The following is a 13,719-nucleotide window of genomic DNA, read 5'->3' as shown; positions in this document are numbered from 1 at the left end:
GTCTTCTCCTAATCTGATTTTGATAATAAATATAAAAAGTATGGCGTACTTAGAACAGTGATAACAATACCTGTTGGGACATCACTACCTAAATTAAGTGAGCGAGTAATTGTATCGGCTAAAAGAATAATTATCGCACCAATCAAGCCAGCTGAGGGCAACACATAAAAATGATTGGCTCCAACTAATTTTCTCGCAATATGAGGAGCTATCATTCCCACAAAGAAAAAATTTCCACCTAAAGCAACACTACCCGAAGATAATGCCACAGCTACTAACATTAAAATAATAAATTCTTTTTTTACTGAAACACCTAAGCCTTTCGCTGTTTCATCACCTAAATGGATAGCATTTAAGACTTGTGATTTATATATAGTATAAATCACTAAAAGCGTCACCCACGGAATCAAAACTTTCAAATAAAGCCAATCATCTCCCCACAGATTTCCAGCTTGCCATTTTTGAATAAAGTCCATTTGCCTTTCATCCATCTTCAAGCTTAACATCGTGGTTAATGCACTATAGCCACTTCCCACTGCGACACCTGTCAGAATAAGTGTTGTAGGAGACATGTCTCTGTTTCGTTTATACGATAAGAAAAAAATGAGTAATGCTGATAAAATACCACCAATAAAAGATAAAATAGGTAAAGCATAAGCTGAAAAGACACTTTCTGAATGAAACACCACAATATAAATTAAAACAAACAAACCTGATCCAGAACTGATTCCTAATGTCCCAGGGCTAGCCATATCATTTTTTAATAGGCTTTGCATGATAACACCAGAAATTCCCATTCCTATTCCAACAAAAATGGCCAGTATAATTCTTGGAATCCGAAATTCAAAAACAATTAATTGTTGCTGAGCTGTGCCTTTCCCTAATATAACTTGCCAAACATCACCAGGAGAAACACTCATTTTTCCTGAATTAATACTTAGGACACTTATAACGAACGTTATCCCGATTAAAATAACTAAAATAATTATTTTTTTATTTATATTTTTTTTCATTCAAACTCACGCCCTTCTTTTCTCACTAAATATAAGAAGAACGGAACACCAATTAAGGAAAAAATAATGCCAATTGGGGTTTCAAATGGGCGATTTATTACTCGTCCAATAACATCAGCAGCAACCGTGAACACAGCGCCATATAAAATACTCGCTGGAATGATATACCGATAATCGACTCCTACAAAGTAACGAACGATATGAGGAACAATTAAGCCTACAAAACTAACAGGACCAATAACAACAACTGAAAGTCCTGTCAAAACAAGAACAATAATTGTTGAAAGAATTTTCACTCGTTTAATATTTAAGCCTAATCCGACCGCCACTTCTTCTCCTAGACTTAGCAGTGTAACTGACGGAGACAATATAACAGATAACACTAGACCAACCAAACAAAAAGGAATAATAATCAAAAGTTCATGCCACTTAGCTCCTGCTGTTCCTCCAGCGGTGAAATACATTAAAGCATGACCCAGATTATATTTAATTGAAAAGTAACTACTCATTGCCCCAAATAACATTGAAATCGAAATTCCCGCTAAAACTAATCTCTGCGGTGTCATCCCTTTCTTACCCGAAGAAGCTACAAAATAAGTTAAAACTGTTGTTAAACTTGCTCCTACAAAAGAAATTAATAGCATTTGAAAATAACTAAAATAAGGAAACAATGCTAATACAACTGCCATTGAAAAAGTCGCACCTGAGCTAATTCCCATTAAACCAGAATCTGCTAATGGATTCTTTGTTGTCCCTTGCATAATTGCCCCACAAACAGCTAGACTCGCACCTACAATGATGTCTGCCACTGTTCTTGGCAAACGTAGCGTCATAATTGTTTGATGATCTGTTACATTAGGATCAAAAGAAAAAATAGCCTGCCACGCTGTTTTTAGAGTCATTTCTGCTGCTCCAAAGGAAATAGACAGTAAGCAAACAAATGCCAATATAAATAAGCCAATTGTCATATAAAAAATAAAATTTGCCGATCCTTTGTTCTTTTTAATGGCGTCCATTTTTTCATCTCCTCAAAAATAGGTTGCTTCTTTATAACTCAAGATAGCAACCTAATTTTTTATTTCTGTACTAATTTATCGAAATTACTAGTAAAATAATCTAACTGATGGCTCATACTTAAAACATCTGAGTAATAAAATATGCCATTCAATTCACCAGGGACAATCAACACTCGATTTTCCTTCACAGCAGGAATTGTCTCCCAAATTTTAGTTTTTTGAAACTCCGATTCTTTAAACCCGGGTTGTAAAAACCAAATAATGTAATCACCAAAATAATCAGCTGCCACCTCATAAGATAAACCTTCTCTTGTTTGTGATGTTTTTTTAACAAGTTCTTTCAGTTTATCCGGATAAGTTAAACCGATATAGTCATACAGTAGCTTACCACCACGAGAACCGGTTTCATAGTAAACACCATAAGAACCACTACCCCAATCCTCAAAGATACTAAATGTTTTACCTTTAAACTCTTCTTTTGCAAATGATTCTTTTGATCTTGATAATTTTTGGTTAAACTCTTTAATGATTTCTTCTGCTTCTTTTTCTTTTCCTAGTATTTCTCCCAAAAACTTCAACCGTTCTTCTGAGGTCATTTTTTCCGAAATAACAATCACCGGTGCAATTTTAGAAAACTTTTTAAAGTCTTCTTTATCATAAGAAATAATCAAATCTGGCTCATAAGAAAGTAACTCTTCCTTTTCCCATTTTTCAATTACTGGAATTTCTTTCATTTCTTTATATTTAGGCATTGCCTCTTGTGCCCAACCTTGATAACCAACTGGTGTCACACCTAAAGAAACAACATCATGAATATACCAGTTAACCAACACATTTTTTGGTTTCATCGGCACTTCTACTTTTCCCATCTCTGTTTCTACTACTTTAGTTGTCTTCTCTATCTCAGTTTGACTTCCTGATTGACAACTTACTAATAAAATCGTCACTAGACTTAGACCCAATAACGATATAATTTTTTTCCACATGATAACTCCCCCTTATTATTACATGATCATTCCTTAACAAGTGTATTTAAAAAAATACGCTTGTTACTAATTGATAATGAAACTCACTATCAATTATAGCGTTTTTATTTGGAAAATCAACCAAATTAATTAGATAAATTGAAACTTCTTTTTAGAATAAGTTATTGTATGATACAATAATCAGTAAAATAATTAGAGGGGTTGTTACTAACTATGGAAAAAACGATTATTCCTAAAGGATATAAATCTACATTGAATATTTACGATACACAGACTGCTATTGGTTTTATCAAACGATGTTTTGAAGAAGCTTTGACTGGCAGCTTAAAGTTAAAGCGCGTTTCAGCGCCCTTATTCGTCGACGAGCGTTCAGGGTTAAATGATAATTTAAGTGGAAGCGAGCGTCCTGTTACTTTTGATGTCCCTGCTCTAGAAGATAATGGAGAAGTTGTTCATTCTTTAGCAAAATGGAAACGTGTTGCTTTAAAACAATACGATTTTCATTCTGGAAATGGGCTTTATGCCGACATGAATGCCATCAGACGTGATGAAGAATTAGATAATTTACACTCTATTTATGTAGATCAATGGGACTGGGAGCGAGTTATAACTAAGGAACAACGTACAATGGCATATTTAAAAGAAACGGTCCAAGGCCTTGTCAATGCGATGTCTGAGACTGCTAGCCGTTTACACACTAAATACCCAAGTGTCCATACAGCTATTGATACAAATATTGCTTTTGTAACTAGTCAGGAACTGGCAGATTTATATCCCGATTTAACATCTAAAGAAAGAGAACATGCTTATGTGAAGGAAAACACCACTACCTTCATCTTACAAATCGGAGATATTCTTAAAAATGGACAACCCCATGATAACCGCTCACCTGATTACGATGATTGGTCGTTAAATGGAGATTTACTCTTCTGGCATGAGCCTTTGCAATGCGCTATGGAATTATCTAGTATGGGAATTCGTGTAGATGATAAAGCTTTACTTGAACAATTAGAAAAAGCCAATGCTAATGCACGATTAAAATATCCTTACCATCAACAAGTGATTAATCAAGAATTACCATTAACAATTGGTGGTGGTATCGGGCAAAGCCGCATGTGCATGTTACTTTTAGAAAAAGCTCATATCGGTGAAGTCCAAGTATCACTTTGGGATGAAGAAACAATTAACGCATGTAGAGGAAACATTTCATTGCTATAAAAAATAAGTCAGAGACTGTGACAGAAGTGTTCATCTTCAATAGATAAGAAGGAAATCACAAAAATTGCTTTTGAAATTTGTGTGATTTTCGGCTTACTTCCGAAGAAGCTACTTCTATGACGCTGTTTAGTCGTATAAATAAGAGGCCATGACTTACTTATGTCACAGCCCCTTATTTATATGACTATTCTTTACTAGTCAGTGGTTAAAAAGTCTGTTCCAATCAACAGGAGTTAAACGCTTTTCTCACCACACTTTTTTAGTTTGGGTTCAAAAAGCAACTCCTGCGGCAACTTCAAAACTTATAAAGAATTCGAAAAACGCGAATTAGTTAAAAGTTCCTCCAGTTGCTTGGAGTTAAACGCTTTTCTCACCACGTTTTTTTAACTCATTAATAAAACAATAACAATAGGTAGAACAATCAAACTAGTCATAAATACCCAAGTTTGCCACCTAGCGAAATTTGTTGTAATACCGATTCCCATTCGTTTTTCAACCCAAACAGATGGATCTTCAGGATTAAAATAAACTAAGCCCCACTTCCAGTGACTGTCTTCGTCAAACGTCTGTGTCATGTTATTAATATCGATTTTTCCCGTTGATTTAGATACTTTTTTCAATCGACTTCCTCTTTGACCATAAACAAAAGACAACCATAGGACTAAGCCAAGTAATAAGACTGTAAATATAATTGATAAAATCATCATCATTTGAGGTGTGATTATCTGAAAAACTGTGGACATTTGAACAAACATTAGTAAAATTTGGATCATACCTGAAATAACGAAATTCATTAGAGATGATTTTTTTCTAAACGCTTTATTTTGAGCGACAGATTGTTCAGGATGATTTACATCAATCTGTTGCTTTGCTTTTAAAAACGAATAGTTAGCTATTCCCATAACAAAGGTAATAAAAAGTTGCATAGCAGGAATTGCTAGCACTGATGCCCAACTTTTTTGGCTCCATTGAACAGGATTCATACTAGCATCCCATTTTGTTACAAATGTTTCTGGAATTTCTTGAAAATGCAGCACGGTATATCCTACAGTAAGAATAATAAAAATAAAATTTAATGCCACTAAATAACTAGTTGGAAATATTATTTTTTCTTCTCTAAAAGACAAATCCACCAATACTTTTTTCACTTGTACTTGATTACTTACTAATGTTTTTTTGTATGTTTTTAATTGTTTATTTTTCATCACATAAGCTAATAATGAAACAAACAATTGAATAAACAAACCGCCAATACTAATATAAATCAATTTTTCTAGATCTAACTCTTTTTGAGTCATACCGATTGTTACGATAACTAAAGTTAAGATGAAGCTAATTCCCATATTTAATATGAAATATCCTTTTTTCTGGTGTTTAATCATATCTTTTGTTTGGTTATTAACTGGTAAACTGATACCAAAGGGCATACTTTCAATACTAATAAATGGTGTTATACCAAGTAATAAACCAATCATCATATTTAAAATTATTAATTGTATCAAATTAATCATGTTGCTCATCTCCTTTTAGCTTTATCTTCATCTCTTCTAACAACATATCCACATCGATATCAAATACGTTAGCATCGATCATTAAATCGAATAATTTTTCTTTAAATTCTTCCTTATAAGTCTCACTAATCTTTGGTGGTGTCTCTCGAGAAATTTCATAACCTTTTTTAACTTGAGTTAATACACCTTCCCCTACTAAGACTTTATAGGCTTTATTAACTGTATGTAGATTAATTCCAATATCTCCAGCTAAACTTCTTACACTTGGCAAACTATCACCTGCATGCATTCTTCCTCTAACAATCCCTAATTTTATTTGATACACAAGTTGCGTGTAGATTGGCGTCTCACTAGCCATATCTATTTCAATAATCATGTCATCACCTCTTTTTGTTATATACATAGTATAACAAAAATCGTTATATGTCAACTATAACAAAAAAGTTTAGCTATCCCGATTAGGAGTAACTAAACTTATTTTTTCATCATTTTAATTGCAGAACAGCTAAAACTTTTAAGCTATCACCATAATAATTATCACCTGTGGTGGGTTCATACATAATCCAACTTGCATCTGAAAACACGCCAGAAAACTCTGATTGATTTTCACTAGCTAATAATAAGGGTGCTGAATAACTAACTGAGGGATAATCAGTCAGCGGTTTTCCTTCCAAAGAATAACCTGATTTAACTTGATTTTGATTAGCAAAAAAAGTTAATAATTTATAAGTTAACTCTTTTGCTTTTTCATCTTCCGAATTAGCTAACCTTAAAGGTATTCGTAACGAATTATAGCCATAATCACCATCTGTTTCAGCCGTCACATCTCTGGATTCAGCTGGTTTAACACCTTTTTGACTAATCCAAGCAAAATCTGGAATAAGTCCTGATTGACTGCCATTACTTAATTCGGTCAATAAATCGAGTGAGTTTTCTTTAATTTTTATCCAAAATAAATCATTTGTTTTTTCAAAGAATAAATCAAAATAGAGCGGCATCACATCAGATGATCGAAATAGATTAGCATAAAATTTTGAATTTGTTGCCCAATTTCCTACTGTTAAAACCTCTGTCTTGTCATTATAATTATTTTTTTTAATACTAGTTAAAATTGTTAGTGCTTTTTTTTGGTAGTTTACTTTTGAATTTGGCCAAACTTCTGCTGCTTTAAATAAAGCATACGCAATGTCTAAATCACCATCTGTTGCATTGTTATTATCCACTGATTGCCATTTTCCATTAATTATTTCTTGTTTCCATTTCATCAGACCATTGATTTCTGATACTTTGAAATGGTCATAATAAGTCAACAGCTCATTAAATTGTGCTTCCTTAGCATATCCTTTTTCTCCAGCCAACACTGTAATAACAAGTCCATAACCTTGCCCTTCTGAAAGAGCAATCGGCTTTTTTTTATTATTAGATGTATTAACAAAAGAGCCATATTTATTTTTTAATACATAAGAATCATACCAATCATGAAACATCTTTTCTTCTTGATCAGTATCATTTTTTTGAATACTCATTTTTAATATCACAATGTAGCCAATTAAGGATACGCCAAAAATAAACCAAACTAATAAAGGTTTTTTCTTCATTTTTTCTCCTATTCTAATCGTTAAAACGCTGTGTTTTATACCAAATCGAACCATCACGTTTTAATAATTTATCACCAATTATAGAGAAAAAAGCACCCGTTGCTATCACAATAAAAAATTGTGCATATGTAAAATAGGTAGCAATGGAGTAGACGATATTCTCTGTAGTACCTTGTCCATATTGACTTACTAAAGCTATATTAATCTGTAATAAGTAAATTATAAACATCAGTCCCCAATTAACTAATAATACAGATGCTATTTGCCGATTAGAACCACCAAAAGTAAAAGGTATAATAAAAGTTGGATCAAAGAGGCGTATAAAAAAGGCTATTAAATTACTTAAAAACAAAAAGTTTGAAACCAATATAGAAATATTAAACCAGAAAAAAGTACTTGTATAATATAAAATTTCTAATTTAATCCGCCAATTACTTCGATTAAAAAGATGCTTAAAATTTTCTAAGATAACTTCGTAATTTCCTTTTGCCCATCTTTTTCTCTGATAATAATAAGCCTTTAGAGTTTCAGGTTCTTGTTGAAACGCTTCAGAATGAGGAGCTAAAGCAATTAACTTACCACTTTCCATAATTTTAAACGAAATAGCAGTATCTTCTGTCAATGCTCCATTGTCCCAACCACCGATTTCTTTTACAAAATCTGTCTTAATAATAAAATTTGTACCAGGAATTCGACCAATTTTAAATAACTCCCACATCCCAGTATGGTGAATACGCTGTGTAGTGATAATTTCTAGGTTAATACATCGTGTTAAAAAATTTTGTTTATAATTTCTTGTCTTATTTCTGCCAAAAACAGCGCCATAGTTTTCCTTATCTTCTAACGCTTTTTGTATTAAAAAATAAAGAGCATTTCTTTCTGGCATAGCATCTGCATCATACACACAAATCCATTCGCCTGTTGCTTCTTTTAACATATCATTTAAAACACCAGCTTTACCACCAGTTCCTTTGCGATTTATAACCTCTATATTTATATCTTTTAATTGGCTCTGTTCGATAACATCATTAATCACTTGATACGTTTGATCCGTACAATTATCTGCTACCACTTTAATTTCTAAGCATCCTTTAGGATAGTTTAGATTAAGAAGTGATTTAACCGTATCCGCAATAACCAACTCTTCATTATGCGCAGGAACTATAATAGTGACAACGGGTGTTTCTTTTAATGGTAACGTCTCATTTTTAGGTGATTTTAATAGTTTTAGTAAGTATTTAATTGCTCCAAACAATATAATAATTGTAATTCCTACAGATAACCAAATAGAAATTAAAGCAAAAATAATTAATAATTTTCCCACTAAAAATTTCTCCTTTTAAAATATTTCCATACTCTTGTTTTAATTAAGATTAAAGCACTAAATAAAAGAATAGAGACAACAAAAAATAAAATTGTCATAATATGACTTAACTTTAAAAATAAATAACCAATACTATTCATAAGTATTCTCCTTAAACAATATATTCAGCAGATAAATCTGCTTCAGAGCGACGGTACAATTGGCTTAATGCTTGTTCTTCTGTTAACAAGTCATTTGCAGAAAGAATAAGTTCACCCATTTTTATCGTTAAATCATGGGTTGTTTCTTGACCATAATAGGGAATCTGACTCATCTGTGTTTGTGTAACAGCATTCTTTTTTTCCCATAAAGCCATTTCTTGTTCAGTTTGGTTCATAGTAGATAAAGTAATAAAAACACCTTTCCCTAAATAAAAAAATAATTCTTCTGGGTATCGTGTGTACACTAATGTTTCAGTAATTTCTTTTAAAATTTTTTCTGTTGCTCGTTCATCTTGGTATACATATTGCTCAAAAAAAGCGACTTGGAACATTGCCAAACCTAGTTGACGCTCATCATCAAATTGATGAATCAATAAAGATTGAGTAAATTGTTCAAATTTTTTATAAAAAGAATACTCTGATCTTAATCCAGTTATGCCATCCGTGTTATTTAAATAGCGTACTATGTCTTTTCTACCAGAAATTAATTTTTTTCTCATCATGATTGAGCGACTAACTCCGTATGACATAATACTATAGACAGGTATGCTTAGTACAAAAAACAATTTCAATGGTATTACCATAACGATTGGTTGGAAGAATAATAAAAATAAACTAACTGATACAATAATAATATTAGAACTTAAAATCATCGCTGATGAACCTAAAAAACCTAAAATAATCCCCATCAACGAGATAATATTTGCAAAAATAAAAACTTCTAAACTAACATTGTCATGGAGTAACACATTTTGAAGCGCGCAAAAAGACAACAAAATAAACACCCCTATTTCTAAAGGTACCTTTTGTTCATGTTTATTTAATAATTTCATTTTTTCCCCTTATTACTCATTTTTCTGTATAAAAATTATCCCCTTTAATGTTACTTAAAAATAGCCTCCTTTTTATTTTTATAAAATTCACAAAGTTACTTAACAGTATCTACTAATCTACCACACTAAATTACTAATAAGCTATTATTAATTTTCATTTTTATATTAAATAACGACGTTTTTTTTATTATATTTTTTTTACTATTCTCAACAAAAACAAACAAATTAGTAATTATCATCTTTTTTTACTATTTTCGCAATCACTTATTTTAAATAAGCAATGACATCTTTTTTATTATAGGTAGATTATAAAGTGTAATAAATAACTTTTAAAGAATATTTTTTATAATAAAAAAACAAGTCATTTTTAACTTGTTTTTCTTTGTTTATTTTTTTCTAAGCATTTTTCAACAGGATATTTTATGGCGTTTTTTACTATTTTTTCTTCAATAATCTGATTAATATCAAAACCTAAATTATCCGCCATCATATAAGAATAAATTAACACGTCTGCTAATTCTTCTTTTAAATGCTCACGGTCAAGATTAGCAATACTAGCCTCTCGCCATTGATAAATCTCTAATAATTCATTTGCTTCAAGTGAAATAGAAATTGCTAAATCCTTTTCATTATGAAATTGACGCCAATCTCTTTCTTCTCTGAAAATATTAATTTTATCCATTGTCTTTTGTGTGTCCATATTCATACTTCCTTTCAATTTCTAATCTATCAGTTTGTTTAGGAACATCAATCTATTTTTGTCTTTTAATAATATCACGATTTTCATTTTATATCAGTTATAAAAAAAGACACCACCTCTGAATAGGCAGTGTGAATTCTTTTTTTAAATATTAGATTAACTATTTTTTGTCCCCTGTATTCCCTACTCAAAAAATATCTCTATAATATTTTATTGATATTTATCTCCTAACGATTTAAATATCATTTCCCTTACAACTAATAGTATACTTTCTTTTTAAGCATAAAATTTTTATTTGTTGTCTTTTAAAAAGACACAAAAAGTAAAAATGATGATAATCATACTTTATTTTTTAATAAGAAACCAGAATGCTCCTTTTGTATACTTTTTAACAAAGATTTATCTACAACTAATTTTAATGCTGTTCGTGCCAATAGTTCTGCCCCAATTCCAATCGATTTCAATCCTTTTTCACTACGAGATGCTTCTTTAAATTCAATGCTATGTCCAGCTATATACACATCAGAAATTGAAACAGTCGGTTGAATGGTTGGAATTACTTGGCTCACATTACCAACATCTGTTGATCCTAAACTTGTTGGTTCAGTCAACTCAATTTCCTCTTCATTAATTTTTAACGTTCTGACTTCTTCAAAAAATACATCATCAAAGCTCGGCGTTACAATCGTATCATCCACAGAATTTTGAAATAAGCCAAATTCATATGTACAACCCGTTTGAAGTGCTGAGCCCTTCACAATATTCTCTACCTTTTGATAAACGTCATTCAAAGTAGTTCGTGTGGCAGCTCGTAAATAAAATCTTGCGGATGCAAATTCAGGGACTACGTTTGCTGCGACACCACCGTCTGTGATGACACCATGAATTCTCACATCTGTTGGCAAATGTTCCCTTAAAGCGTTAATCGCATTATAGGTTTGAATCACGGCATCTAGAGCATTGATTCCTTTTTCTGGCGCGGCAGAAGCATGAGAGGCACGTCCATAAAATTTAATATCTACAGGATCATTTGCCAGCGAAGGTGTTGTTCGAGCGTACTTGTACGAAGGGTGAACACAAAGAGCTGCATCTACATCTTTGAAAAATCCCTCTCTAACAAAGCTTCCTTTAGCAGAACCATTCTCTCCACCTTCTTCTCCCGGTGTTCCATAGACTCTAATCTCTCCGCCTACTTCATCAATTACTTGCTTCAATGCACTAGCCGCTAAAACAGAGGTTGTTCCAAACAAGTTATGTCCACACGCGTGTCCAATACCAGGTAACGCATCATATTCAGCCAAAAATACTAATGTTGGGCCTTCTTTATTTGACTTATACCTAGCATCAAATCCCGTTCGATGCCCTGCAACATCATAGGCTACCTCAAACCCTTCGATTTTTAATTGTTTAACTAAGACTTCTGACGAATAAAATTCATAATTACTCACTTCTGGATGAGCGTGAATATCCAACGCTAAGGTTTGATACGTTGGTAAACTTTCTTTAATATATGATTGAATTTTTGTGATTTCTGACATGGTAATTTCCTCCTTTTTATATTTTAATAAACAAAAAAAGCCTCCATCCCGTAAAGGACGAAAGCTTGAGCTTCGTGTTACCACCTTAGTTCATGGAAAATAATTTTTCCACCTCTAGTTTCAGAACCAAATACTGATTCCTATTGCTTTATCGGGCGAACCCGTTGTCGGCTTGTTAATCAACTCACCTTCAATGAAACTCAAGGACCATTTTCAAATAACGTCAATTACTCAATTTCCACCAACATGAGCTCTCTTTAAATCGCCGCTTATTTTACTTATCCCGTCACAGTTTTTAATTTATTAAAATATGTTAAGAGTATTATTAATCATTTTCTAACATTTGTCAACTTGATTCACTTTATCGCTAAATAAATTTTTGCACTACCATTTTCTAAATAGCACTCAAAATCTGTCGTAAACGCTCTTTTTTGATAAATATCTTGATCTGACCAAATAGTTTGCCATGTTTTTCCAATTAATTCTGGTGTTCCTTTAGCTACGTTTATCACTAGATAATTTCCTTTTAATAATTCAACACTGTCTGCTAATTGACTCGTTTTACTGCCTATCAGTAGATCATACTTTCCTCTATGGTCTGATTCATAATTATAGTAAACAGCGTAAAGCTCTCCTATCAAATTCATTTGAGGTACTTCCATCCATAATGAAACAATCTCTTCTACATGCTGATTATCTGTCCTAATTCTTTTACCTTTAATAGTTGTTGTTGGAAAATTTACTTCATTCATCTTGTTTCCCCTTTTCTTATTTTTGTGATATTTTTAGTATAAAGATAATAAGTGACAAAAGATGTCACTATTGGAGGGAAAATGAAAAAAAACGAACGGCTTATTGCTGAATTATTTTTTATTAATCAGAAAAAGACATTTAATTTAAATGATTTAGTGATTGAATTTGCTATTTCTAGACGAACAGCTATTCGAGACATTGAATCCCTAGAAGAACTTGGTGCTCCTATTACCGTAGATAAAGGTCGGTACGGAGGCTATCATGTTCTTAAAAACAATAGCTTACCCCCTCTTTATTTTAATCAAAATGAATGGTACTCCTTATTTTTAACTCTACAACTGTTTAAAAATTTAAATGATACACCTTTTGACCAATCTTATTCAGAATTAAAAAATAAACTGCTGTCAGTTGTTCCTGATAAAGATCGTTTGGTTAGTGACGATTTAGATCAATTGGTCGTTATTGATCAGTTTCAATTACCAGAGCCTTGCCCCTTACTAAACAGTATTTTTCAAGTTATTTTGGAGAAACAAGTCATTTTTTTCGACTATACCCGGTACAAAAAAGAAGAACGACATGTTCAGCCTCTACAACTCATTCTAAATTACGGGGAATGGTATTTACTTAGTTGGGATATGGATAAAAAAGATTTCCGCAAATTTCGCTGTGATGCTATTGAAGAAATTAGATACTCTAATCAATCTTGTTTAAACGAAACAACACAACATTTATTAGAAAAATACCAACATCAAATTAAAACAATTCCTTTTAAAGCAATGATTGAAAACGACAGTATTAAGCTATTTAAAAATCGAAAATACCCTCAAGTTAATTTAATCACTGAGAATAATCAAACATTTTTAGTCGGGACGTTTAATCCGGATGAAGTAACTTTTTTAATGAACTACTTGCTATCATTCGGTAACGCCATAACTATTTTATCACCTAGTTTTTTGATAACAGACTTCTCTCAATTTTTAAAGAAAATACAAAGTAAATACGGAAATTAATTTCAAAAAACGTCACGAA

At 32.0% G+C, this 13,719-nt stretch carries 13 protein-coding genes and 1 other annotated feature; of the genes, 2 read left to right on the top strand and 11 right to left on the bottom strand.

Going from position 1 to position 13,719, the window contains the following annotated elements:
• Positions 1 to 8: 8 nt before the first annotated feature.
• Genes FM121_RS03295 through FM121_RS03285 form a run of 3 tightly spaced genes read right to left on the bottom strand, consistent with a single transcriptional unit; the run spans position 9 to position 3,015 of the window.
• Complete coding sequence (locus FM121_RS03295; protein WP_086950726.1) at positions 9 to 1,013, bottom strand: FecCD family ABC transporter permease; 1,005 nt, start codon at positions 1,011 to 1,013, stop codon at positions 9 to 11.
• Positions 1,010 to 2,029 (bottom strand): FecCD family ABC transporter permease, encoded by a 1,020-nt coding sequence (locus tag FM121_RS03290; protein ID WP_086950725.1) that lies wholly within the window; start codon positions 2,027 to 2,029, stop codon positions 1,010 to 1,012. The genes FM121_RS03295 and FM121_RS03290 overlap by 4 nt, the downstream gene beginning before the upstream one ends.
• Before the next feature lie 59 nt (positions 2,030 to 2,088).
• Positions 2,089 to 3,015, bottom strand: a complete 927-nt coding sequence (locus FM121_RS03285) for an ABC transporter substrate-binding protein (RefSeq protein WP_086950724.1) — start codon at positions 3,013 to 3,015, stop codon at positions 2,089 to 2,091.
• Positions 3,016 to 3,228: 213 nt separating this feature from the next.
• Between FM121_RS03285 and asnA the strand changes: the two genes are divergently transcribed.
• Positions 3,229 to 4,233: an aspartate--ammonia ligase gene (gene asnA / locus FM121_RS03280; RefSeq protein ID WP_086950723.1), complete on the top strand. Its 1,005-nt coding sequence runs from the start codon at positions 3,229 to 3,231 to the stop codon at positions 4,231 to 4,233.
• Positions 4,234 to 4,616: 383 nt separating this feature from the next.
• Here asnA and FM121_RS03275 read toward each other — a convergent pair whose 3' ends face one another.
• The 8 genes from FM121_RS03275 to FM121_RS03240 form a co-directional block, all read right to left on the bottom strand.
• Positions 4,617 to 5,744 (bottom strand): DUF1648 domain-containing protein, encoded by a 1,128-nt coding sequence (locus tag FM121_RS03275; protein ID WP_086950722.1) that lies wholly within the window; start codon positions 5,742 to 5,744, stop codon positions 4,617 to 4,619.
• Positions 5,737 to 6,120 (bottom strand): GntR family transcriptional regulator, encoded by a 384-nt coding sequence (locus FM121_RS03270; protein WP_086950721.1) that lies wholly within the window; start codon positions 6,118 to 6,120, stop codon positions 5,737 to 5,739. Before FM121_RS03270 ends, FM121_RS03275 begins: the two co-directional genes overlap by 8 nt.
• A gap of 109 nt (positions 6,121 to 6,229) precedes the next feature.
• The gene (locus FM121_RS03265; protein ID WP_179203784.1) at positions 6,230 to 7,342 is read right to left on the bottom strand and encodes a glycosyl hydrolase family 8; all 1,113 of its coding nucleotides are present in this window, start codon (positions 7,340 to 7,342) and stop codon (positions 6,230 to 6,232) included.
• A 13-nt stretch (positions 7,343 to 7,355) separates the two neighbouring features.
• Positions 7,356 to 8,666 (bottom strand): glycosyltransferase family 2 protein, encoded by a 1,311-nt coding sequence (locus FM121_RS03260; protein WP_086950719.1) that lies wholly within the window; start codon positions 8,664 to 8,666, stop codon positions 7,356 to 7,358.
• A 151-nt stretch (positions 8,667 to 8,817) separates the two neighbouring features.
• Entirely contained in the window at positions 8,818 to 9,699 is an 882-nt protein-coding gene (locus FM121_RS03255) for a hypothetical protein (protein ID WP_086950718.1), read from the bottom strand.
• Positions 9,700 to 10,066: 367 nt separating this feature from the next.
• Positions 10,067 to 10,399: a nucleotide pyrophosphohydrolase gene (locus tag FM121_RS03250; protein ID WP_086950717.1), complete on the bottom strand. Its 333-nt coding sequence runs from the start codon at positions 10,397 to 10,399 to the stop codon at positions 10,067 to 10,069.
• 338 nt (positions 10,400 to 10,737) lie between these two features.
• Positions 10,738 to 11,937 carry a M20 family metallopeptidase gene (locus FM121_RS03245; protein ID WP_086950716.1) on the bottom strand — a complete coding sequence of 400 codons (1,200 nt, stop codon included), beginning with the start codon at positions 11,935 to 11,937 and terminating at the stop codon, positions 10,738 to 10,740.
• Positions 11,938 to 11,987: 50 nt separating this feature from the next.
• Positions 11,988 to 12,236, bottom strand: a binding site (T-box leader).
• Positions 12,237 to 12,293: 57 nt separating this feature from the next.
• Positions 12,294 to 12,689 (bottom strand): GyrI-like domain-containing protein, encoded by a 396-nt coding sequence (locus FM121_RS03240; protein WP_086950715.1) that lies wholly within the window; start codon positions 12,687 to 12,689, stop codon positions 12,294 to 12,296.
• 81 nt (positions 12,690 to 12,770) lie between these two features.
• On the opposite strand from FM121_RS03240, the gene FM121_RS03235 reads away from it, so the two are divergent.
• A complete protein-coding gene (locus FM121_RS03235) occupies positions 12,771 to 13,700 on the top strand; it encodes a helix-turn-helix transcriptional regulator (protein WP_086950714.1) in 930 nt (309 codons plus the stop codon).
• The last annotated feature ends 19 nt before the right edge of the window (positions 13,701 to 13,719 follow it).

It is taken from the genome of Vagococcus fluvialis bH819 (genome assembly GCF_900163795.1).
Lineage (GTDB): Bacteria > Bacillota > Bacilli > Lactobacillales > Vagococcaceae > Vagococcus > Vagococcus fluvialis_A.
This window is presented reverse-complemented; position numbering and strand designations above follow the sequence as displayed.